This is a genomic window from Halobacillus sp. ABH2_015 (assembly GCF_056158945.1).
In genome coordinates, this window is the sequence record NZ_JBSWUG010000002.1 from 1,468,627 (window position 1) to 1,490,693 (window position 22,067).

Genomic DNA, 22,067 nt, shown 5'->3' on the forward strand with positions numbered 1-22,067 from the left:
TTTCTATTTAATGATTTTTTACTGCCTGGGTCCGCCAGCGGATGATAATCATCAGCAGGATGGCACTCAATGTCAGCGGTGGTCCGTACTGTTGGAAAAATGCAAGGATGGAAAACGGATCAGAACGGGCAGGGTTCCAGCTTGGAATGGTCGATGTCTGAAAAGGCTGATACAAAACGTACATCAGGTACGTCAGACAGGCAGCAATGACGGCGTGCGCGCACCTGGCGAGAGCGTAGGGAAGGAAACGTATATCCGTCTCTGCCAGAATGCTTGCAATCTGGGCTTGTATAGAAAAGCCGTGAAATCCGAGGATGAAACTGACAGCCGCCAGCTGAGCCGGGAGTGATTCATGGGACTGAGTGACAGCACCGATCCCTGTCGTCAGTTCAAGCATCCCTGCAGTTAAAGGGACATGAAACCCTTCCGGGAGTGCGGTGAGGGCCAGGAAATGGGTGAACAGGTGGATGAGCCCCGTCTGCTTCAATAATTCGGTCAGTACGGAAAACAGCATGATGAAGCCGCCCACCATCAGCAGGGTATCCACAGATTTGGTCACTGCATCCCCCAGCAGTTTTCCGAGCGTCCGGCCGTCCCTTAATCTGGAGTGGTGCATCGTCCAGAAGGCCTCTTTGAGAGAAGAGGAGGTGTGATCCCTCCTTTGTGTCCGGTCCTTTCTTTTATAAAACCTCATCAGGATACCAATGATAAAGTTGCCGCCGTAATGGGCTGCAGCAATTAAAATTCCGAGTCCTGCATCGTGGAAAAAGCCGACCGCTACGGCCCCGAAAATAAATAGAGGGCTGGAGGCGTTCGTGAAAGCTACGAGCCTTTCCGCCTCGGTTCTTGTGACCTGTCCGTTTTTGTAGAGGTCAGTTGTCCACCTGGCTCCTGCTGGATATCCGCTGGCCATTCCCATGACCCACACAAACCCTCCGCAGCCGGGGACATTGAACAGCGGACGCATGATCCGCTCACTGACAGCACCGAGGCCGTGGACGACACCGAACCCGATCAAAAGCTCAGCGGTGATGAAAAAAGGAAGAAGGGATGGGAAAACGACTTCCCACCAAAGATCAAGGCCTCTCAAGCTCGCGGTTAAAACGGGAGTAGGGAATAAAATTAAAGATGCAGCCAGTCCGACTGCAAATACAGCGAAAGTGATGGTTTTTATCACAGGTAAGGCCCCCTCCTTTCCGCCCGCAGTTTCCTGTACTTATGATTGTGGAAATAGTAAAATGGTGATAGATTTCGACAAAGTTACCACTTGTCCCTATATCATTTGTACGCTCATAAGGGAATGGTTTATTCCATAAAATAAACCACATGATGAAGGGGGAGTATCCGTGAATAGACCTGTTATCGGCCTTGCGCTTGGTTCAGGGGGAGCGCGTGGGTTCGCTCACCTGGGTGTTATTAAAGTCCTTCATGATCATGATATTCCTGTGGATATGGTGGCAGGCAGCAGTATGGGAGCTCTCGTCGGCTCTTTTTTTGCTGCCGGACAGAGCATTGATGATATGTATAAACTGGCCTTAACCTTTAAACGTAAATATTACCTTGATTTTACTGTGCCTAAGATGGGCTTTGTACAGGGGCGCAGGATTAAAGAATATATCCGGCTGTTTACGTTTGGTAACAATATCGAGGATTTTAAAATCCCTCTTTCGATTGTAGCTACAGATCTGTATGCCGGAGAAAAAAAGATATTCACGACAGGACCTGCTTGTGATGCTGTCCGGGCAAGTATCGCTATACCGGGAATCTTTGTGCCTGAGAAAATCAATAACCGACTGTATGTAGACGGTGGTGTGATTGACCGTGTTCCTGTTTCTGTTGCCAAACAGATGGGTGCTGATTTCATTATTGCCGTGGATTGTGCCCATTTTGATTCCGACCCCAACATTCATTCTATTTATGATGTGATCACCCAAAGTATCGATATTATGCAGGATGAACTCGTCAACGCCATCGGGGTGTCCTCTGATGCAGATGTGATGATCAAGCCTGATGTAGCGGCCTACAGTTCACGAGCGTTTACGAACCTTGAGGAAATCGTGAAGGCAGGTGAAAAGGCGGCGGAGGATCGGATAGAGGAAATCAAGAGAAAGCTTGCGGCGTGGAAGGAGTTAAATGATTATGAGAGCGAATAGAAAACTGGTTATTACAGGGATTATCGTTATTTTAGTGACGGTCCTGTTAACCTCATGGCGTCTGCCTTATTACATATACAAACCAGGGACTGCGGATGCACTGGACGACATTGTAGAAGTGGCGGGAGGCTACCCGAGTGAAGGGGACATGCACCTCGTAACGGTCCGGGGTGGACAAGCGACGCCGGTTCTCTGGCTGCTTGCCCAGTTTCAGCCATTTCATCAAATTTACCCGATCGAAGACATCCGTCCGGAAGGGGTAAGTGAAGAAGAGTATTACCATGCACAGCTGCAGATGATGGAATCCTCTCAAGAGGCATCTAAAGTGGTCGCTTACCAGGCGGCAGACAGGGATATTGAAATCAATTACGAAGGTGTTTTCGTGATGAGTGTAATTGAAGGGATGCCGGCGGAGGAAGTACTGGAGACCGGAGATCAAATTACAAAAGTGGATGGCAATGACATTCAGGAGACGAGTGACCTGATTGACTATGTGAATGGTAAAGAAGCTGGATCAAAGGTTACCTTGACGCTCATCCGTGAAGAAAAAACCTTGGAGCGTGACATCGAACTGGCTCCTTTTCCTGATACGCCGGAAAAAGTAGGATTAGGGATTTCGCTTGTAACCGACAGGACGGTCAAAGTAGATCCTGAAGTAAATGTGAAAAGCGGGGAAATCGGCGGGCCGAGCGCTGGATTGATGTTCTCGCTTGAAATCTATGATCAATTGACAGAACAGGATATTACTCAAGGACTTGAGATCGCTGGAACAGGGGAAATCAATTACGAAGGATTCGTCGGACGCATCGGAGGCATTGATAAGAAAGTCGTGGCAGCCTCAGAACATGGAGCCGATGTTTTCTTTGCCCCTAATGAAGAAGGAAGAGAAGGATCGAACTATGAAACCGCCAAAGCGGCAGCAGAAGAAATCGGTACAGAAATGGAAATCGTCCCTGTCGACACTTTCCAGGATGCTCTCGAATATTTAGAAAAACGGAATGCTGATCAAAGCTGACTGTCATAAAAAGCCGTGCCCTGGAAGGGGCACGGCTTTTTTTAAGGGTGGGATGGCAGAATGACAGGCGCCTCAAATTCTCTATTCAGCCGGTTTACCCGCACAGCGGCTGGGAAGAGGCTGTAATAGGCAGCGGCCGCACGTGCTTCAAGGTCAAGAAGCGGATGCTGCATCGCCTGTGGCTGGGTGATGAACGGAATGCGTGTTTCTTTTTTCGCCCATTTCAAATATTTTCTTCCGGACTCGTTCATACCAAGGATGCGGGCATAGGGAGGGGGCGTCTCTCTTAAGCCCCTTCGTGCGTCCTCTTTGTCTGTCCCGACGAGCACATGGGTCATAGTCCGCTGAAGTCTCGTCCACGTATAGCGCTTCGTTTTGACACGGTTCATGAAGTCCTCGAAGGTGACTGCTTTTTTCATCGCCCGTTTTAAGCGGTATTCAAGCCCTTCATCTACGCCGTGGAAACAGCGGAGTGTGTCTTCATCCATCGTCAGGATCTTATATTGGAGCAGGTGGAAATAAGCTTCCCACTCATGCCAGCAGCCGTACATCTGTTTATAATCATCCAGAAGGGACGGGACGGACGACGGCAGGGTCTCTTCCGTTTCCTTGGTCAAAGTTCCGGCCTTAAGCATCTGCCTCCGGATGCTTGTAGCGCTTGCAATCGGACCGGTGATGTTTTCATCATGATAATGGCTGTTCTTCCTGTGAATGGTTAAAGGAGTGACAGAAGGAGCATGGGACATGATCTGTTTGACATAGCTGTAGCCCAGGATGTTATTGGGCTGGGAAAGATCGACCGCTCCTGAAGGGAACTGGATGGACTCATAGGCCAGGCGGGAGGATTCAGGGAAAGAATGTCCTTCGTTCAGGTGACTTTTCAAGGATGCGTTAAATTCATCCTGGTGGTCATTCATATGGCTGTATGCGTCCATGAAGGCACCGATATCCCCGCTTTCACTTCCGAAACATATCGCGTCGACCCCGGCTTCTGCGAGTGTCTGAACAGCTCCCTGGCTGAAATAGTCGCTGTGCTGGACGGCATAAAGGAACGGCAGTTCAAGAACAAGATCCGCCCCGTTTTTCAAGGCTGTTTTCGCCCGGTGCCATTTATCCATTATGGCTGGTTCTCCGCGCTGCAGAAAATGACCGCTCATAATGGCGATCATCACATCCGCCCCGGAGTGCTCCCTGGATTGCTCCAAATGATAGTAATGCCCGTTATGAAACGGGTTGTACTCGACAACAACCCCGCATGATCTCATAAAAAGCCTCCTTTAGCTGATTTCCGCTGTTGAACATGTGTTTGGTTTATTTTATCATGGAATAGGGGAAAATTCGCTTGTTTCCCTGTAAATATGTTATCTTTATTAAACAACACAGCTGAAAGGAAATGCTGTAAAGAAAAAATATTGACAAATCAGCGAAATCCTTTTACAATAACTCTTGTTGCCATGAGGTGATAACTATGAAATTTCCTCTACAAAAACTCAAACAGACGGGTGATGATCCGTTTTACTTTGAGGAACATGTAGATATTCGCGAATTAGAGCAGATGAACAATGACATTCGCAGGATTTCCCCTGTTCATGTCAAAGGTCAAGCAATCACACGAGGAAATGATATAACGGTAACTTTTTCGATTGATGGAGAAATGGTGTTGCCTTGTGCCCGGACGTTAGTAGATGTGACTTACCCATTTCACATTGATGCTCTGGAGGCATTCAATCTGTCACCTTACCATACAGAAGAAGATGACTCTGAAGTTCATCCCGTGAATGGAGAAGTGCTTGACTTAACGCCTTATATCAAGGAAAATGTACAACTGGAGATTCCGACACGCGTATTTTCCGAAGATGATGAGGCTCATGAAGCAGCCCCTGATGAAGGGAAAGGCTGGCAGGTGGTTACAGAGGAACCAGAGGAAAAGAAAGTGGATCCTCGAATGGCTAAACTGCAATCATTATTGAATGACAAAGAGAACGAATAAGACTATCTTCATGGTTCTCAGATTCTTACTTAAAGGAGGTGTACAACATGGCAGTACCTAAGCGCAGAACGTCTAAGAAAGTCAAGAACCAACGCCGTACGCACAAGAAACTTCACGCACCAGGAATGGTGAAATGTGATAACTGCGGCGAGTTCTCAAAACCACACCATGTTTGCAAATCTTGTGGACAATATAATGGAAAACAAGTGGTGAACAACTAATTCACCAGGAAAGCCTGACTTCGGTCAGGCTTTTTTTTATGGCCGTATAGGATTCGGTGTCATGATCTGGTACATTGAAGGAAGAAAGGGAAGGGAGAGGTGTGCATGAGCCACGTTATCGTCAAACGCCGGGAAGGAATGGCTGAAGTGATCCTGAACAGACCGGAAAAACTGAACGCCCTATCTTCAGAAATGGCCTCAGAACTGAAATGGCAGCTGGAAGAACTGAGGGAAAAAGAGGATGTAAGTTTTGTCGTTCTTACAGGAGCTGGAAAAAAAGCGTTCTGTGCTGGTGGGGATTTGACGGAGTTCCACGGTCATTTATCGATGGGGGAGGCATATGAAAAGCTGAATCGGATCAAAGAGGTTGTCTACGATCTCCTGACGTTTCCCACCCCGGTCGCAGCTCTTTTGAACGGACAGGCAAGAGGGGGCGGTTGTGAGCTGGCGACGGCCTGTGATTTTCGTTATGGGTCGGAAACGGCGTCCTTTGGATTCGTCCAGGGCAATCTCGGTCTTGTGCCTGGTTTCGGGGGTGGGGAGCTGCTTTATGAAAGGATCCATCCAACACGGGCCGCCCACTGGTTAATGGACGCAGAGATGTACACAGCAGAAGAGGCCCTCCGGATCGGATGGCTTCATAAAGTGTGGACGGAAAAAGAAGTGGAAGGCCGTATGTTCCAGGGGTTTATGAACAAAACGCCCAGACAGATGAGGATTTTGAAAGGGCAGTATTTAAAGCGCATGGATACAGGGAATCTTCTGGACCGTATGGAGGCTGAAGTGCTGCAGTGTTCCAGACTCTGGGAATCTGTGGAGCATAAAAGAGCCGTAAAAAAATTCTTGCAGACAAGAAAAAGATGAAAGGTTACGATTCTATCAATCATCCCTCCTGCATAACTATAAGCAAACGATAGAGGAGGGATGTTTATGGATGCCCCTAGGCAGGACGCGTGGAAAGATGATGAGGACCTTCTGCTCGCGACAACGGTCTTAAAGTACATCCGGGAAGGGAAAACGCAGCTGGAAGCTTTCCAGGAGGTCGCGGCTCATCTGCACCGTACTCCGGCAGCCTGTGGCTTTCGCTGGAATGCCACAGTGAGAAAGCAGTACCATAAGGAAATTCAAGAGGCGAAAAACAGCCGTAAAGCCACTCGCACTCTCTACACCCCCCCGGCCACTGCGGAAGAAACCCCCATGTCTCTGGATGCGGCGATCTCATTTTTGAAAGAAATGAAATCAAGACAGCATGAGGAAGAAGGAAAGGCGAGTCTCGAAGATCAACTGAAACAGCTGAATGAAGACAATGAAAAGTTAAGGCAGGAGCTTAAACAGTGGGAAGCTGCCTGGAATGAAATGGATAAGCTCGTCCACTGGGTCAAGAAGCAGCGAACAAGTGAAAGTGGTGTGTGATTCATACGGCCTGTGAGATTGGTTTTATTATCTGTTATCCCATCTATCCTCAAAAAAAGGCCCCTACAGCAGAGTGTAGCGGCCTCATTCTCCTTCATCAGTATTCTCTTTCCTCCACGCCGGAAGGCATCCAGATGAGCGGATTTTCTCCTAAATCTCTTTCCATATCATACTGAGCTTTTTGGAAGCCCGTCTTTTCCCAAAATCCGTGGGAATTGATTCTTGGGTTGGTTTTTATTGGGAGCTCAAAACTCTTAGCGAATTCTACCAATGACCGGCCGAAGCCCTGACCCCTGTAATCAGGAAGAACTTCGAGCTTCCACAGTTCAAGGTAATCCTGAGCGGGATCAAAATAGTGATCGTATTTAGCTCTGACTCTGTACAGGCTCATCCGCGCAACTAAAGCGCTTCCATAGTAAATGCCGTAAAAAGGTGATTCGCTGTCGTTTTCCACAATGTTGCTTTCCAGATCTTCGAGCATTGCAAGTTCCTGATTGCCGTATTCTTTAAAGCGCTTGAATTCTTCCAGTGTTTTGTAATTGACTAATAAAGGTTCTACTTTTGTTTTTGTCATCATGAAAGAAACCCCTTTCAATTATCTATATATACACTCATTATAATATAAAAATATTCAGAAAGAAATGAATAATTACCAACGGGACAGGAATCGACTGCAATTGTGAAAAAGTTTCTGCTACAATGAGAACTTAGATAAGGATGAACGGGGGAGAGGGGATGAGAATAGGGGTTATCGGCGGGGGTGCTGTCGGGTTATTAGCCGGAGCTTATCTCGGAAGGACACATGATGTACATATGGTGGTAAGAAACGAGGAACAAAAAGATATCCTCTGCCGCGAAGGTATCTGGTGCGATGCACTGTCTTCAGCTGTTTTTGTAGAAGCTCATGTATATCCGCGGATGCCCCGGGACATGGACGTCTGGCTTGTCAGTGTGAAGCAGTATGATCTTAAAGGGGTTCTATCTCTGCCTCTTCCTGAAAACGGCAAGTATCTTTTTCTCCAGAATGGTATGAGCCACCTGGACCAGCTTCAAAGCCTCAATCTGGATACGTTTGCTGCCGTGGTGGAACATGGAGCGCTCAAAGTTTCCTCCAATGAAGTGGCCCATACAGGGAAAGGGCGCATAAAAGCGGCTCCATTCACAGGTTCACTTCCTGATATGGAAGAGCTGGCAGACTCTCTCCATCAAGAGGATTTTCCTTTTCTTGTCCATGCTGACGCGGTGGAAATGCTCTCAGAAAAGCTGGTGGTCAACGCAGTAATCAATCCACTGACTGCGTTATTCAAGCAGAAGAACCGTGCGGTCAAAGATAATCCTTATATCCGTTCACTCGGGTACCGGCTTTGTGAGGAAGCCTGCCGTACGCTTGGTCTGGATGTCCAGCACCAGTGGGACCGGGTGCTTTCTATTGCGGAACAGACCGGTGGAAACCAGTCATCAATGTGGAAGGATCTCCAAGAGGGACGTCGAACAGAAATAAAAGCTATTTCCGGATTTATTCTCGACCGTTCCCGTGAAGATCTTCCTGTTCATCAGTTTATCCTGGAAGCTGTGCACGCCATGGAATATGAAAAGGGGGTGATCGTTGATGAGTGACTGGCTTGCCTATAGTATCGGTGCTGTCCTTACCCTTCCTCTTCCATTCCTGGTTGTCTTTTATTTCTTCGCAAGGAAATGGAGTAAGCATAAGTGGAAGGCCATCCACCGGACGGCCGGCTTCACGGCTCCTGTGTTTGTTCTGGCTGTCCATGTTCTGCTGATTGTTCTGTTTGACCGCAGTTTTTTTCCTTTCATTCTAATCTTTCTTCTCCTTCTGCTGGGGCTGTCCATCATTACCCAGTACAAATTAAAGGAAGAGGTCCGGCTGTTCCGGGCTGTCCGTGGTTTTTGGAGAGTGAGTTTCCTTTTGTTCGGCCTGTTTTACATCGGACTGTCGACCTTCGGATTGATCTTCCGGTTGTTTTTCAGCTGAATCCTCCGCACGTGTAGTCCTGCACAGGACCGGGAATACTAAAGCAGCAGACTGCTCTCTATCAGGAGCAGTTTTTTTATGACTCTTTACTTTTCACCTACAGGGAATGAGGACAGGGGAAATAAGAAATGTTCATCTTATAAACAGATAAGGTGAACTCTTGGCTGGTTTTTTGTACAATACAATAGGATACATACTGTAAAGTGTAATTCTGCCTACAAAGGAGCCTTAATATGCGTATTGATTCTATGAACATGGAGCCGAAACAGACGCTGTTTCGTGATTATAAATATAGCTATGAAAAAATTGCCGACCGTTTTTCCTATTCTCCTTACGACGAAAATGTCTGGGCCGACCGCCTGGAGGATTTGAAAACCAAGACGTACCAGAGAGAAGCCCTCTCAGGAGTATTGAAGACAATGAACGAAAAGTGGGAGGTCCCTAGAGAAACGCTGGAAAATATAGAACGGCTGAAAGATGAAGAGAGTGTTGTGGTTATAGCGGGTCAGCAGGCGGGTCTGCTTACAGGCCCCTTATATTCGGTTCATAAAATCATTTCAGTCCTGCAGCTGGCCGGACAGAAAGAAAAGGAACTGGGCCGGCCGGTCATTCCCGTTTTCTGGATTGCCGGGGAGGATCATGACTTTGATGAAATCAATCACATCATGATGAAGCAGGAAGGACGGATGGAGAAGAAAACGATCGGGCATGAACCTGAAGTGAAATCCTCCGTTTCCGAACTGCAGATGGACCAGACAGAAGCGGATGCGTGGCTTGAAGATGTGTTCCGTATGCTGCCGGAAACCGAGAACACGAACCACTTCTACCAGCTGGTACAGGATCATCTGCACCAGTCCGACAGCTATACCGATTTTTTCGCCCGGTTAATCTATCAGTTGTTCCCGCATGAGGGTCTTGTATTGATCGATGCCCATGACCCAGAGGTGAGGAGACTGGAGACTCCCTATTTCACAACCATGATTCATCAAAACAGGGAAATGGCCGGAGGTGTTTTTTCTGTTCTTCAGAAAAACCGTCAGGAAGGCTATGAAACGCTGCTGGACAGTGAAATGCAGGATGCCCACCTCTTTTACCATGATCGCGGCGATCGTATTCTTCTCGTCCGTGACGAGGAGGGAAGATTCAGAGGGAAAAATAACGAAGTGGTTTTGTCTAAAGAAGAACTTCTTCATATTGCTGAGGAATCGCCTGAAAAACTGAGTAACAATGTAGTCACACGACCATTGATGCAGGAATCCTTGTTTCCGGTCCTGGCTTTCATCGGCGGTCCTGGTGAAATCAATTACTGGTCAGCGCTGAAGCCGGCATTCGATGCCGCTGGTCTCTGTATGCCGCCTGTCCTGCCGCGGTTATCCTTTACGCTGGTAGACAGGAAAACGGATCGTAGTCTTCGTCACTTCCAGCTTTCAGTTGAAGATGTGGTGAAGAATGGCGCGGCGGAGAAGAAGATGAACTGGATCAGTGCTGTGAGCACACCGCCGGTGAAGCGGCTGAGTGAGCAGGTGAAGGATGAAATAGCCCGAATCCATGCTCCTCTCCGTGAAAAAGCCGCAGAACTTGGGGGAGACCTCGGCCAGCTTGCCGATAAAAACCTTGCCTATCTACAGGAGACGGTGGCTTTCCTTGAAAAGCGGATGCTCCACTCGCTGGAGGATACGTATCGCAGAGAGCTCGACCAGTTTGATGATATCGATATCACCCTGCATCCGGCTGGTGGTCTCCAGGAACGCATGTGGAACATTCTCCCATGGGTGAATGGATACGGCTTGTCTTTGTTCCAGGAGATGAACAGACACCATCTGAGCTTTGAACACGACCATTATGTCGTTTACTTGTAGGACGTGTCCCCACCTTCTCCCACCTTTACAAAAACGTGTGATTCCTTTGAAAATCCTGCCTTTACAGGCAGGATTTTTTTTGTGGGGGGAGAATCATAAAAAAGTAAGTGGAGAAAAGTGGGGCGATGTGGTAAGGTGAAAATAGAAGGTGGGGGACCTCTATGTTCATGGGAGAATTTCAACACAACATTGATACGAAAGGGAGAATCATCATCCCTTCGAAATTCCGTCCCGGCCTGGGCGATTGTTTTGTCCTGACGAGAGGATTAGATCAATGCTTATTTGCCTATCCTATGAACGAGTGGAGACTGCTGGAAGAGAAACTGAAAAAACTTCCCCTTACTAAAAAAGATGCCCGTGCTTTCACCCGTTTTTTCTTTTCAGGAGCTGTAGAGTGCGAAGTGGACAAGCAGGGACGTATCAATATCCCCGCCCCTCTGCGTAAGTACGCTTCCCTGGAAAAAGAATGTGTGGTCATCGGCGTTTCCAACCGTATCGAGTTTTGGAGTCACGATGAGTGGGAAAGTTACTTTGATGCATCAGAGGAATCCTTCTCTGAAATTGCTGAAAACATGCTGGATTTTGATATTTGATATTTGACATTTGACAGATTAGAAACGAGTGAAATTTATGTTTGAACATTACAGTGTACTAAAAAATGAAACCATTGAATCTTTGAATGTGGACCCGGAAGGCATCTATGTCGACTGCACCCTTGGTGGCGGAGGGCATTCGGAAGTCATCGCCTCTGCCTTGACAGGAAAGGGAAGACTCATTTGTTTCGATCAGGATGAAACAGCCCTGCAAGCAGCAGAAGAGCGTCTGAAACCTTATGAGGAGCACATTACGTTTGTCCGTGCCAATTTCCGCCAGTTAAAGGAAGAGCTTCTTGAACTCGGTCTTTCAGAAGTTGACGGAATTATTTACGATCTGGGAGTGAGCAGCCCTCAGCTGGATGTCGAAGAACGCGGCTTCAGCTACCATCAGGATGCTCCACTGGATATGCGCATGAACCAGAATAGTGACTTAAGCGCCTGGCATGTCATCAATGAATGGGCGTATGAAGATCTTGTGCGCATTTTCTTTAAATACGGGGAAGAAAAGTTTTCAAAGCAGATCGCCCGTAAAATTGAAGCTGCGAGGGAAACCGGCCCGATTGAAACGACAGGCCAGCTGGTTGAATTAGTGAAGGAAGGAATACCTGCACCGGCAAGAAGAAAAGGTGGACATCCGGCCAAACGGATATTCCAGGCTGTGCGGATTGCTGTTAATGATGAGCTGGGTGCTTTTCAGGACAGCCTTCAGCAGGCAGCTGAAATGGTCAGCGTCGGCGGCCGGGTAGCCGTCATCACGTTCCATTCCCTTGAGGACCGGTTATGTAAGCAGGCCTTCAAAAAATGGAGCTCGAACCCACCACTTCCAAAAAATATTCCAATGATTCCAGAGGACAAACAGCCACCTTTCCGTTTAGTCAGTCGAAAGCCTATAGTAGCGGAAGAGCGCGAATTGGAGGAAAACCGCCGTTCCCGTTCAGCGAAATTGAGGATTGCCGAGAAAGTCAAACCTTGGAATAAAGAATTCGAATTTAATGAAGGGTGGAAACAAACATGAGTGCTGAAAAGATTAGAAAACAGCAGCCTTTACAGCAGCCTGACAGACAGAAACAGGTCAAGGTAAAGGTACATAAAAAGAAATGGTTAAGTACCGGCGAAAAATTTTTGTATTCCATAACCACCTCTGTAGTACTGGCGGCTTCTGTTTTTTTAATCCATACCTCAGCAGAAACGGATGCCATCAACCGTGATATCCGCAGTTTGGAGCAGGACATATCCAAACAGGAATCCCAGAATGAAAATCTGGCCTACCAGGTGAAGGAATTAAGCAACCCGGACCGAATCCTGACGATAGCCAAGGAGAACGGGTTGAACATTCAGAATGCCCAGGTGAAACAGGCCGGCAAAATCAGTCAAGAATAAACGCTGGTGATCATCTATGATGAACAATAAAAAAAACCTTAGTTCCTTAATATTAATCGCCGTGTTTTCCTTGTTCTTCCTCGTCATCGTGGGGCGCTTCCTCTATATAGAAACCGCCGCCACCATCGAAGGGGTGGATTTGTCCGAGTATGCAGAGGACATCCGTACAAGCTCCTATGAAATCGATGCCGCCCGGGGGAAAATCTACGATAAGAACGGAATGGTCCTTGCTTATGACCGCCCGACCTACAGGCTTTATGCTGTTGTAGATCCCTCCTATTCCAAAAACCTTCCTGAGCCCCAGCATGTCGACGATATCGACGAAACCGCTTCGGGGCTTGCGCCTTTATTAGGGATGGAAGCGAGTGAGATTGCGGACAAGCTGAGATCCGCTCAGGAAGACGGCCGTTTTCAGGTAGAGTTCGGGACGAATTCCAGTTCTCTCACTCAAGAGGAAATGGAAGAGATCAAAGACCTTGAACTGAATGGCATCTCCTTTAAGGAAGAATCCAAACGTTATTACCCGAACGGTGTGTTTGCCTCCCACTTAATCGGTTTTGCCCGCACCCAGGAAGGCAGCATTTCCGGTGTGACCGGCATCGAGAAGCAGATGGAGGATTACCTTCAGGAGGAAAAAGGGAAAATCAGTTATGAACGGGATAAATACGGGACGAAGCTGCTGAATCCGAATGAAATTATGACCGAACCAGAGGATGGCAGCGATGTGTATTTAACGATCGACCAAAAAATCCAGACATTCCTCGAGGACGCGATGTCCCAGGTGGATGAACAGTACAATCCAGAGAAAATCATGGCTGCAGTGATGGACCCTGAAACAGGAGAGGTTCTTGCCATGAGTAACCGCCCAAGCTACAATCCGAATGATATCGGTGACGTGGATAACTGGTACAACGACTTGATTTCCTATCCGTTTGAACCCGGTTCCACGATGAAGATCTTTACATGGGCAAGTGCCATGGAAGAGGGCGTCTATAACGGGAATGAACTCTTTGAATCCGGAACCTATAAAGTGACGGAAAGCTCCCCATCCATTGGCGATCATAACAATGGACAGGGGTGGGATGATATTTCATATGACGAAGGTTTCCGCAGATCTTCCAACGTGGCTTCCTCGAAGCTTGCCTATGAGGTGCTGGGACCGACGAAGCTGAGGGAATATCTATCCGATTTCAACCTCGATCAGAAGACAGGGATTGATCTGCCGAATGAAACGACTGGGAAATTTGTGTATGAGCGTCCCATTGAGCAGATTACGACCTCCTTCGGCCAAGGCTCTACATTTACGCCGATCCAGCTCATGACGGGGGCTACAGCCATTGCCAACGATGGGGAAATGATGCGTCCATACATGCTTTCCAAAATTACTTCCAGTGACACAGGAGAGGTGATCGAGGAAGGGAAGCCGGAGAAGATTGGTGAGCCGGTTTCTGCTTCGACAGCCGAGCAGATGCGTGAATTGATGGGCACGGTGATTACCTCAGAAGATGGAACGGGCCAATCCTTTAAGCTGGACGATTATTCCCTTGCAGGCAAGACAGGAACCGCCCAGATCAGTAAGCCCGGGGAAGGGTATCTGACCGGCCGGAACAATTATGTCTTTTCCTTCCTGGGAATGGCTCCTGCAGAAGATCCCGAGCTGTTGATGTATGTAGCTGTCCAGCAGCCGGAACTTGAGGTGACAGAGCTCGGATCTGAGCCTGTTTCCTATATCGTTCGGACCGTGATGGAAAACAGCCTGCATTATTTGAACATTCAGCCTGATAAAGATGCAGAAGAGTCTTTGGAACCTGTCACGATTCCAGACGTATCTGGAAAGTCCGTTCAGGAAGCTGAGGACACGCTTCAATCTTCTTTCCCTCATGTGGAAGTGATTGGTGACGGAAACACCGTTGAAGCTGTTCTCCCCTCATCAGGAGAGCAGGTCGTGGAAAACCAGCGGGTGTTTATTGTAACCGATGAGCCGAAGATGCCGGATTTGACAGGATATTCGCTCCGCGATGTCCAGCGTCTGGCAAAGCATTTCAACTTGAAAATGGAAATTATGGGCAGTGGTTATGTAGAAACACAAAGCATTGCTGCTGGTTCTGAAATCAAAGATGATGGTTATTTAGTCGTTGAACTGGCTGTGCCGGAACAGCCGTAACCCCTTGTCCAGGCAGTGTTCTAATCGTTTTTCGATTGCATATAGTGATACAAGCTGACTCTACGACTTGTTAAAGGAGTTATGGAGATGAGACGAGTATCACAGGTAATCGTAAAGAAACGATTAGTCACTGTCTTTTTTGTGGGCATGTTTATTTTCATGGTCATTGCCGGAAGGCTCGGGTATGTGCAGTTCTTCTTGAGCGACTTTCTCATTGCGAAGGCTGAAGAGTCCTGGAGCAGGGATATTACCTTCGAGCCCGAGCGGGGGAAGATTCTTGATACGAATGGAGAGGTGCTGGTAGGAAATCAGTCAGCGCCGACAGTCATGGTTGTACCGAGGCAGATTAAAGAACCCGAACAGACAGCGAAGAACCTTTCGAAGATTTTGGATATGAGTGTGGAGAAAGCCTACACACACGTAACGAAGCTGATCTCCATCGAAAAAATTCACCCGGAGGGACGGAAGATTTCAGAGGAGCAGGCGGCGGCGATTCAATCGTTGAATATGCCGGGTGTCTATATTGCTGAGGATTCAGAGCGGTACTACCCGCACGGCTCTTTTTTATCCCATGTGCTGGGTTTCAGTGGCATCGATAACCAGGGTCTTCTGGGACTTGAAGCGTATTATGATGACGAGTTGAAAGGCGAAAAAGGAGCCTTATCCTTTTTCTCTGATGCCAAGGGAAAACGGATGCCGGATATGGCGGATGTGTATGAGCCTCCTATTGACGGGAAAGACCTCAAGCTTACAGTGGACTATCAAGTGCAGTCCATTATCGAACGGGAACTGGATATCGCCCAGGCCAAATATAACCCTGACGGAGCGGTAGCGCTTGCTGTCGATCCGGATACGGGCAAAGTGGTAGGGATGGCGTCCAGGCCGAACTTTGATCCGGCGGATTATCAAAAAGTGGAACCCGAGGTGTACAACCGCAACCTTCCTGTGTGGAGTACATATGAGCCGGGATCGACCTTTAAGATTATAACCCTGGCTGCAGCACTTGAAGAGGGACTTGTGGATCTTGAAGAGGAACACTTCCATGATTCCGGTGCTGTAAAAGTGGACGGGGCGACCCTGCACTGCTGGAAAAGCGGGGGGCATGGAGATCAGACGTTTTTAGAAGTGGTCCAGAACTCCTGTAACCCTGGTTTTGTGGAACTTGGAGAACGCCTTGGCAAAGAAAAGCTGTTCGACTATATCGACTTATTCGGCTTCGGCTCGAAGACAGGGATTGACCTGGAAGGAGAAGGCAGTGGTATTTTATTCAAACGGGAGAATGTGGGCCCTGTCGAACAGGCGACCACTGCTTTTGGACAGGGAGTATCTGTCACACCGATCCAGCAGGTCATGGCTGTAGCCGCCGCTGTGAATGGAGGCTATTATTATGAGCCATACATCCAGGAGGCCTGGCTTGATCCAATATCAGGAGAAGTGCTGGAAGAAAATGAGCCGGTGATGAAAGAACAAGTCATATCAGAAGAAACCTCTGCCCAGATCCGTCATGCGCTGGAAAGTGTTGTCGCACAGGGGACCGGCCGGGGCGCCTATGTAGAAGGGTACCGTGTCGGTGGGAAAACAGGTACAGCGCAGAAAGTCGGACCGGACGGGAAGTATATGGAGAATAACCACATCGTTTCCTTTATCGGTTTTGCCCCTGCGGATGATCCGGAGCTCGTTGTTTATCTTGCCATTGACAACCCGAAAAACACCGTTCAGTTCGGCGGCGTCGTAGCAGCACCGATTGTTGGAAACATCATGGGGGATAGTCTGCGGGCCATGGGGGTGGAACCACGCAAGGATGGTTTGGAAAAAGAATACGCCTGGCCGGAAGAGCCCCTCGTGGAAGTGCCGGAAATTACAGGGATGGACAAGGAAGATTTGAGCCGGATGCTGATGAATTTAGAGGTAGAGGTCAGCGGTGAGGGGACGAAGGTCGTTACTCAGGCACCAGAAGCAGGAGTAAAGGTTCCTACAGGGTCTACCGTCCGTGTTTTTCTTGGGAATTGATGTTTTTTCGTCATTCATTAAATCTGTAAACGGGTGAGGGTGACAGTGTTGAAATTAGAAAAGGTACTCCGCTTTGTCCCTTTTTACCAAAGTTCACGGTCGTTGAAGCACGTCAGTATTACCGGTCTCAGTATGGATTCACGCGCAACCTCACCTGGAGACATGTTTATCTGCATGCGTGGGGTGAACATGGATGGTCACCGCTTTGCGGCTGACGCCGTCAAGCGGGGGGCGGCAGCTGTGGTAGCTGAAGAGCCGCTGCCTTTGAATGTTCCAGTTATTATTGTTAATGATACAACCAGGGCGGCTGCTATGACAGCCGCCGCTTTTTATCGCAACCCTTCAGAAGGTCTCCATGTGACAGGAATTACAGGAACCAATGGCAAGACGAGCATCAGTTATCTGCTTTATGATATATTCCAGAGGATGGAGAAGAAGACAGGGTTAATTGGAACGATTGAAGTGGATATTGCCGGAAAGCGGCGGCCTGTGAAAAATACGACGCCTGATACCTTAACCCTCCATCAATATTTCAGCGATATGAAAACAGCCGGTGTGGAGCATGCGGTGATGGAAGTGTCATCTCATGCGCTCGATCAGGGGCGGGTGTACGGATGTGATTTCGATGTGGCGGTATTTACAAACCTGACGAGGGACCATCTGGATTATCATGACCATTTTGATGATTATCTTCGTGCGAAGTCCCTATTGTTCGCACAATTAGGGAATGGGTATAATAAACAACGGGAGCGTTTTGCCGTTATAAATATTGACTCCCCTGCAGCCCCGAAGTTTATCCGTTCTACTTCGCAGGGACTGCTGACCTATGGCGTAAAGGGCAGGGCTGATGTTCAAGCCCGGGACTGCCGCCTGACGGAAAAAGGGACTTTTTTTCAAATGGAGACCCCGATTGGAACGATTGAGATTGAAAGCCCTTTGATGGGGGAATTCAGCATTTATAATATGCTGGCTGCAGCTGCTGCTGCCATCCTGTCCGGCGCACCACTTGAGACGATTCAGCAGTCTTTTCTTCATACCAAAGGGGTGAAGGGGCGTTTTGAATCGATTCGGGAAGGGCAGCCTTTTGGAGTGGTCGTCGATTATGCTCATACCCCTGATTCTCTGGAGAATGTGCTGAAAACGGCAGCAGCTGTCACTACAGGGAAGATCATCCTCGTAGTCGGATGCGGCGGGGACAGGGACAGAAGCAAGCGGTCCGTGATGGGGGAAATCAGTGTCCAGCATGCAGATCACGTAATTTTCACAACAGATAACCCCCGCTCGGAAGACCCCGGTCAGATTTTTGCGGATATCACCGCAGATCTGCATGGGAATTACCAAATTGTCGAAGACCGCAGGGAGGCGCTCGAAAAGGCCGTTCGTTCTGCTTGTGACGGGGATATGATCCTCATAGCAGGAAAAGGCCATGAGACGTATCAGGAGATTAAAGGGGTCCGTCATCCCTTTGATGATAGTGAAACGGTAAGAGAGATAATAAGAGAAATGAAGGAGCATTCATAATGATTTTTGACGTTCAGGAGCTTACACATCTATTTCCAACCTTTAAAGGAGCCGGCAAAGATAAAATCGCTGTCTCCTCCATCATGACCGATACAAGAAAGGCGGCTCCGCAGAGTTTGTTCGTCCCCATCGTAGGGGAGAGCTTTGATGCTCATACCTTTGCCGGTGAAGCCATTAAACAAGGAGCGGTGGCTGCCTTGTGGCAGGAAGACCAGCCGCTTCCCGCTTTGATCCCTACCGATTTTCCGATCTTTTATGTAACGGATACGACCAAGGCGCTCCAGGATCTCGCCTCCTGGTACTTAGAAAAAGTTGATCCGATTGTCATAGGCGTCACAGGCTCCAATGGAAAGACGACAACAAAGGATATGACTGCCGCTGTGCTCGGAGCGAAATACAACACCCATAAAACAGCGGGAAACTTTAACAATCATATCGGTCTTCCTTTGACGGTCCTGGCTATGCAGCCGGACACAGAAGCCGTCGTATTGGAGATGGGCATGGACAGAGCGGGTGAGATTTCCGTATTGTCCCACATCGCACGGCCGGACCATGCGATCATTACAAACATCGGCGAGTCCCATATCGAAAATTTAGGTACCAGAGAAGCGATTGCCGCCGCCAAGCTTGAAATTACAGATGGACTGGCGGAGGGTGGCTGCCTGATTATCGACGCCGATGAGCCGCTGCTTGATCATGTGAAAACAAGAGCAGGTACAATCGGCTGCGGTTTCGGGCCGTCGTCTGACTATAAAGCTGAAATTACAGCTATGACGGACGATGCTTCTTCATTCCAGCTGATGGAAGAAGCGTATGAACTGCCAATGACAGGCCGCCACAATGTGAAAAATGCTTCGTTTGTCATCGCCCTTGCCAAACGCCTTGGATTGACAAAAGAGGAGATCCAGCAAGGGTTTCAGCAGATGCAGATGTCTGGCATGCGTTTTGAAAAGCATCAGGGCCATAAAGGATCCCTCATTATAAATGATGCCTATAACGCCTCCCCGACATCAATGAAGGCAATGATTGAAGTCGTCCGACAGTTGACATCCAAAAGAAAAAAGGTGTTAATATTAGGGGATATGTATGAGCTCGGAGAGAAATCAGAGGAGCTGCACGCCGGTGTAGCCGAAGCGGTAGATGAAAAGATTGACGCTGTCTTTACAATCGGCGTCCATTCTGAGAAAATTTCAGAGGCTGCTTCCTCCCGTTATCCGGACATGGAAGTCAAACATTTCAAAGAAAAGCAACAAGCAGGTCATCATATCCGCCCGTTATTAACAGCGGATACCGTCGTACTCATGAAAGCATCACGTGGAATGAAATTGGAAGACATGCTGCCAGACCTTGTGGAGTGATCGACAGGCGATGATGTTGCAAAAGGAGGAAAACAAACAATGAATGAATACATACTACTGTTAACAATGGTCCTTTCATTCGCCATCACTGTAGTCATTTCGCCGATGATCATTCCATTTTTAAGACGTTTGAAATTCGGTCAAAGTATTCGAGACGAGGGACCCCAGTCCCACCAGAAAAAATCCGGCACCCCGACGATGGGTGGTGTCATGATCATTGTATCTGTCGTGATCACAACATTGATCTCATCCTATTGGTTTAACCCGGACACGGGGAACATCCAGTTGTTCCTTGTGTTATTTGTTTTAGTCGGCTACGGCCTTCTGGGCTTTTTAGATGATTATATTAAAGTAGCCCTGAAAAGGAACCTTGGATTAACATCCAAACAAAAGATGCTCGGGCAGATTGTCATTGCTCTTGTCGTTTACATGATTCTGCGGCAGTCCGATTTCCCGACGTATATCAGTATTCCCGGTACATCCATTGATTTTGACTTGGGCTGGGGGTACGCCCTGCTGATTTTATTTATGCTCGTAGGAGCATCCAATGCGGTCAACTTAACCGATGGCCTGGACGGTCTTCTGGCCGGAACTGCGGCGATTGCCTTCGGTGCATTCGGAATACTTGCATGGACAGGCCAGCTGAATGTAGAAGTCACCATTTTTTCCCTGGCTATTGTCGGTGCCCTTCTCGGGTTCCTTGTATTTAATGCCCACCCTGCCAAAGTATTTATGGGGGATACCGGTTCCCTTGCTCTCGGCGGGGCGATCGCAATCATAGCTATCCTGACAAAAATGGAATTGATCTTAGTCGTGATCGGCGGAGTTTTCGTCCTGGAAACCCTCTCGGTCATCATCCAGGTCATATCCTTTAAAACAACTGGGAAACGCGTGTTTAAAATGAGTCCCCTTCACCACCATTATGAACTGAAAGGCTGGTCGGAGTGGCGTGTCGTAACGACGTTCTGGGCGGTCGGACTGATTTTTGCCGTGCTTGGTATTTATATTGAGGTGATGTTTGGATGAAGAAGCTAAGTGGATTTCCTTATACCCATGTTCTTGTTCTCGGTCTTGCTAAGAGCGGGACCGCAGCGGCACAGCTGCTGCTTGACAGTGGAGTAAGGGTGAGAATCAACGACTTCAAAGCAGATCCGGACAGTCCGGAAGTGCACTATTTAAAAGAGAGCGGTGCGGAAGTCATTACAGGCGGGCATCCATTATCTGTACTGGATGACATCGATTATGTTATTAAAAACCCGGGGATTCCTTATGAAAATCCGGTTGTGGCAGAAGCGGTCAACCGCCATCTTCCTGTCGTCACGGAAGTGGAATTGACAGGCTGGCTGCATGAAGGACCGATGATTGCTGTTACAGGTTCCAATGGAAAAACGACGACGACAACGCTGATCCACGAAATGATTCAAGCGGATCGGAAACCTGTTTCCCTTGCCGGAAACATCGGTCACGTCTCCTGTGAGGTAGCCAGAAACACGTCTGAAGCTGAAACGATGGTCACGGAACTGTCTTCCTTTCAGCTACTTGGCACCCAGACCTTCCGTCCGGATATTGCTGTCTGGCTGAATCTCTACGAAGCCCATCTGGATTACCATCATACGCTGGCCAATTATCATAGAGCTAAAGCGCGGATTACTAAAAATCAGACAGAGGAGGACGTACTGGTCTACAATGCGGATGACGCATCCATTGCATCCTTTCTGCCTGAAGTGACCGCAGAGTTTGTTCCTTTTTCTTTGAAAGAGCAGGGGAAAGGGGCCTGGGCGGACGAGACTTCCATCTACTTTGAAAATGAAGCCATTATGAAGAAGGCGGATATCGTTCTCGTAGGGGAGCAGAACCTGCAGAACATTCTCGCGGCTGTGGCAGCCGTGAAAGCCAACGGAATAAGCAGTGAAGCGATTGTAGAGGTACTCTCGACCTTTGCTGGAGTTCCCCACCGGCTGCAGTATGTGACGAAAAAGAACGGCCGTTTATTCTACAATGATTCAAAAGCTACGAATCTTCTGGCCACCTCATACGCTCTACGGTCCTTCGAAAAGCCTGTCATCCTTTTGGCCGGCGGTCTGGACAGGGGAACGAGCTTTGACGGCCTGATTCCTTACTTAGCTGGAGTGAAATCCATGGTTGTCTTTGGTGAAACCGCAGACCTTCTTGCCGGAACCGCGGAGAAGGCTGGCATTTCTGATGTCGTGAAGGTCGATACGATGCAGGAGGCCGTCAAGGAAGCGTATCAGCGTTCTGCTGAGGAAGATGTTATTCTTTTAAGCCCTGCATGTGCCAGCTGGGATCAATATAAAACGTTTGAAGAAAGAGGCCACATGTTTATCGAAGCTGTGCATACCCTTTAATAAGGGCTTATGTGACAAGCTTAAGCCC

The 22,067-nt window shown here is 48.3% G+C and carries 21 protein-coding genes; 18 read left to right on the top strand and 3 right to left on the bottom strand.

From position 1 onward, the window contains the following. Positions 1-7: 7 nt before the first annotated feature. Positions 8-1,177 (bottom strand): sporulation integral membrane protein YlbJ, encoded by a 1,170-nt coding sequence (gene ylbJ, locus ACXAD6_RS07865; RefSeq protein WP_474968411.1) that lies wholly within the window; start codon positions 1,175-1,177, stop codon positions 8-10. 169 nt (positions 1,178-1,346) lie between these two features. Between ylbJ and ACXAD6_RS07870 the strand changes: the two genes are divergently transcribed. Together ACXAD6_RS07870 and ACXAD6_RS07875 are read left to right on the top strand one after the other, a co-directional pair. Continuing rightward, positions 1,347-2,153, top strand: coding sequence for a patatin-like phospholipase family protein (locus tag ACXAD6_RS07870; protein ID WP_474968412.1), 807 nt, complete (start codon positions 1,347-1,349; stop codon positions 2,151-2,153). After that, a complete protein-coding gene (locus ACXAD6_RS07875; protein ID WP_474968413.1) occupies positions 2,140-3,168 on the top strand; it encodes a SepM family pheromone-processing serine protease in 1,029 nt (342 codons plus the stop codon). Before ACXAD6_RS07870 ends, ACXAD6_RS07875 begins: the two co-directional genes overlap by 14 nt. A 41-nt stretch (positions 3,169-3,209) precedes the next feature. Here the strand turns inward: ACXAD6_RS07875 and ACXAD6_RS07880 are convergent, their stop codons facing one another. Next, positions 3,210-4,433 carry a nucleotidyltransferase gene (locus tag ACXAD6_RS07880; RefSeq protein ID WP_474968414.1) on the bottom strand — a complete coding sequence of 408 codons (1,224 nt, stop codon included), beginning with the start codon at positions 4,431-4,433 and terminating at the stop codon, positions 3,210-3,212. Between the two features lie 203 nt (positions 4,434-4,636). Between ACXAD6_RS07880 and ACXAD6_RS07885 the strand changes: the two genes are divergently transcribed. The 4 genes from ACXAD6_RS07885 to ACXAD6_RS07900 all read left to right on the top strand — a co-directional run bounded on the left by ACXAD6_RS07885 (position 4,637) and on the right by ACXAD6_RS07900 (position 6,792). Continuing rightward, positions 4,637-5,158, top strand: a complete 522-nt coding sequence (locus ACXAD6_RS07885; protein WP_027954098.1) for a YceD family protein — start codon at positions 4,637-4,639, stop codon at positions 5,156-5,158. Positions 5,159-5,205: 47 nt separating this feature from the next. After that, entirely contained in the window at positions 5,206-5,379 is a 174-nt protein-coding gene (rpmF, locus tag ACXAD6_RS07890) for a 50S ribosomal protein L32 (RefSeq protein ID WP_027954099.1), read from the top strand. A gap of 105 nt (positions 5,380-5,484) precedes the next feature. Then, entirely contained in the window at positions 5,485-6,243 is a 759-nt protein-coding gene (locus ACXAD6_RS07895; protein ID WP_474968415.1) for an enoyl-CoA hydratase/isomerase family protein, read from the top strand. A gap of 66 nt (positions 6,244-6,309) precedes the next feature. Next, the gene (locus tag ACXAD6_RS07900) at positions 6,310-6,792 is read left to right on the top strand and encodes an RsfA family transcriptional regulator (RefSeq protein ID WP_027954101.1); all 483 of its coding nucleotides are present in this window, start codon (positions 6,310-6,312) and stop codon (positions 6,790-6,792) included. A 97-nt stretch (positions 6,793-6,889) separates the two neighbouring features. Here ACXAD6_RS07900 and ACXAD6_RS07905 read toward each other — a convergent pair whose 3' ends face one another. After that, positions 6,890-7,366, bottom strand: a complete 477-nt coding sequence (locus ACXAD6_RS07905) for an N-acetyltransferase (RefSeq protein ID WP_474970383.1) — start codon at positions 7,364-7,366, stop codon at positions 6,890-6,892. 161 nt (positions 7,367-7,527) lie between these two features. Here ACXAD6_RS07905 and ACXAD6_RS07910 point away from each other — a divergent pair, with 161 nt between their 5' ends. The 12 genes from ACXAD6_RS07910 (at position 7,528) to murD (ending at position 22,039) form a co-directional block, all read left to right on the top strand. Next, positions 7,528-8,409, top strand: a complete 882-nt coding sequence (locus ACXAD6_RS07910; protein WP_474968416.1) for a 2-dehydropantoate 2-reductase — start codon at positions 7,528-7,530, stop codon at positions 8,407-8,409. Then, positions 8,402-8,785 (top strand): DUF3397 domain-containing protein, encoded by a 384-nt coding sequence (locus tag ACXAD6_RS07915; protein WP_474968417.1) that lies wholly within the window; start codon positions 8,402-8,404, stop codon positions 8,783-8,785. The genes ACXAD6_RS07910 and ACXAD6_RS07915 overlap by 8 nt, the downstream gene beginning before the upstream one ends. 233 nt (positions 8,786-9,018) lie before the next feature. Next, on the top strand, positions 9,019-10,644 hold the full coding sequence (gene bshC / locus ACXAD6_RS07920) for a bacillithiol biosynthesis cysteine-adding enzyme BshC (RefSeq protein WP_474968418.1): 1,626 nt from the start codon (positions 9,019-9,021) through the stop codon (positions 10,642-10,644). A 161-nt stretch (positions 10,645-10,805) separates the two neighbouring features. Continuing rightward, positions 10,806-11,237, top strand: a complete 432-nt coding sequence (mraZ, locus tag ACXAD6_RS07925) for a division/cell wall cluster transcriptional repressor MraZ (protein ID WP_027954105.1) — start codon at positions 10,806-10,808, stop codon at positions 11,235-11,237. Between the two features lie 37 nt (positions 11,238-11,274). After that, the gene (gene rsmH, locus ACXAD6_RS07930; protein WP_474970384.1) at positions 11,275-12,255 is read left to right on the top strand and encodes a 16S rRNA (cytosine(1402)-N(4))-methyltransferase RsmH; all 981 of its coding nucleotides are present in this window, start codon (positions 11,275-11,277) and stop codon (positions 12,253-12,255) included. Further along, positions 12,252-12,620 carry a cell division protein FtsL gene (gene ftsL, locus ACXAD6_RS07935; protein WP_027954107.1) on the top strand — a complete coding sequence of 123 codons (369 nt, stop codon included), beginning with the start codon at positions 12,252-12,254 and terminating at the stop codon, positions 12,618-12,620. Before rsmH ends, ftsL begins: the two co-directional genes overlap by 4 nt. A 16-nt stretch (positions 12,621-12,636) precedes the next feature. Beyond that, on the top strand, positions 12,637-14,784 hold the full coding sequence (locus ACXAD6_RS07940; protein ID WP_474968419.1) for a penicillin-binding protein: 2,148 nt from the start codon (positions 12,637-12,639) through the stop codon (positions 14,782-14,784). Positions 14,785-14,871: 87 nt separating this feature from the next. Then, the gene (locus ACXAD6_RS07945) at positions 14,872-16,794 is read left to right on the top strand and encodes a stage V sporulation protein D (RefSeq protein ID WP_474968420.1); all 1,923 of its coding nucleotides are present in this window, start codon (positions 14,872-14,874) and stop codon (positions 16,792-16,794) included. Positions 16,795-16,839: 45 nt separating this feature from the next. Next, the gene (locus tag ACXAD6_RS07950; protein ID WP_474970385.1) at positions 16,840-18,315 is read left to right on the top strand and encodes a UDP-N-acetylmuramoyl-L-alanyl-D-glutamate--2,6-diaminopimelate ligase; all 1,476 of its coding nucleotides are present in this window, start codon (positions 16,840-16,842) and stop codon (positions 18,313-18,315) included. Next, positions 18,315-19,673: a UDP-N-acetylmuramoyl-tripeptide--D-alanyl-D-alanine ligase gene (locus ACXAD6_RS07955; RefSeq protein ID WP_474968421.1), complete on the top strand. Its 1,359-nt coding sequence runs from the start codon at positions 18,315-18,317 to the stop codon at positions 19,671-19,673. The genes ACXAD6_RS07950 and ACXAD6_RS07955 overlap by 1 nt, the downstream gene beginning before the upstream one ends. Before the next feature lie 39 nt (positions 19,674-19,712). Then, positions 19,713-20,699: a phospho-N-acetylmuramoyl-pentapeptide-transferase gene (gene mraY, locus ACXAD6_RS07960; protein ID WP_474968422.1), complete on the top strand. Its 987-nt coding sequence runs from the start codon at positions 19,713-19,715 to the stop codon at positions 20,697-20,699. Next, positions 20,696-22,039 carry a UDP-N-acetylmuramoyl-L-alanine--D-glutamate ligase gene (gene murD / locus ACXAD6_RS07965; protein WP_474968423.1) on the top strand — a complete coding sequence of 448 codons (1,344 nt, stop codon included), beginning with the start codon at positions 20,696-20,698 and terminating at the stop codon, positions 22,037-22,039. Before mraY ends, murD begins: the two co-directional genes overlap by 4 nt. Positions 22,040-22,067 lie beyond the last annotated feature (28 nt).

Bases quoted from the DNA above. Each gene is read 5' to 3' on its own strand.
- ACXAD6_RS07875 (WP_474968413.1), top strand. From the start codon at position 2,140: ATGAGAGCGAATAGAAAACTGGTTATTACAGGGATTATCGTTATTTTA.
- ACXAD6_RS07880 (WP_474968414.1), bottom strand. From the start codon at position 4,433: ATGAGATCATGCGGGGTTGTTGTCGAGTACAACCCGTTTCATAACGGG.
- ACXAD6_RS07885 (WP_027954098.1), top strand. From the start codon at position 4,637: ATGAAATTTCCTCTACAAAAACTCAAACAGACGGGTGATGATCCGTTT.
- rpmF (WP_027954099.1), top strand. From the start codon at position 5,206: ATGGCAGTACCTAAGCGCAGAACGTCTAAGAAAGTCAAGAACCAACGC.
- ACXAD6_RS07895 (WP_474968415.1), top strand. From the start codon at position 5,485: ATGAGCCACGTTATCGTCAAACGCCGGGAAGGAATGGCTGAAGTGATC.
- ACXAD6_RS07900 (WP_027954101.1), top strand. From the start codon at position 6,310: ATGGATGCCCCTAGGCAGGACGCGTGGAAAGATGATGAGGACCTTCTG.
- ACXAD6_RS07905 (WP_474970383.1), bottom strand. From the start codon at position 7,366: ATGACAAAAACAAAAGTAGAACCTTTATTAGTCAATTACAAAACACTG.
- ACXAD6_RS07910 (WP_474968416.1), top strand. From the start codon at position 7,528: ATGAGAATAGGGGTTATCGGCGGGGGTGCTGTCGGGTTATTAGCCGGA.
- ACXAD6_RS07915 (WP_474968417.1), top strand. From the start codon at position 8,402: ATGAGTGACTGGCTTGCCTATAGTATCGGTGCTGTCCTTACCCTTCCT.
- bshC (WP_474968418.1), top strand. From the start codon at position 9,019: ATGCGTATTGATTCTATGAACATGGAGCCGAAACAGACGCTGTTTCGT.
- mraZ (WP_027954105.1), top strand. From the start codon at position 10,806: ATGTTCATGGGAGAATTTCAACACAACATTGATACGAAAGGGAGAATC.
- rsmH (WP_474970384.1), top strand. From the start codon at position 11,275: ATGTTTGAACATTACAGTGTACTAAAAAATGAAACCATTGAATCTTTG.
- ftsL (WP_027954107.1), top strand. From the start codon at position 12,252: ATGAGTGCTGAAAAGATTAGAAAACAGCAGCCTTTACAGCAGCCTGAC.
- ACXAD6_RS07940 (WP_474968419.1), top strand. From the start codon at position 12,637: ATGATGAACAATAAAAAAAACCTTAGTTCCTTAATATTAATCGCCGTG.
- ACXAD6_RS07945 (WP_474968420.1), top strand. From the start codon at position 14,872: ATGAGACGAGTATCACAGGTAATCGTAAAGAAACGATTAGTCACTGTC.
- ACXAD6_RS07955 (WP_474968421.1), top strand. From the start codon at position 18,315: ATGATTTTTGACGTTCAGGAGCTTACACATCTATTTCCAACCTTTAAA.
- mraY (WP_474968422.1), top strand. From the start codon at position 19,713: ATGAATGAATACATACTACTGTTAACAATGGTCCTTTCATTCGCCATC.
- murD (WP_474968423.1), top strand. From the start codon at position 20,696: ATGAAGAAGCTAAGTGGATTTCCTTATACCCATGTTCTTGTTCTCGGT.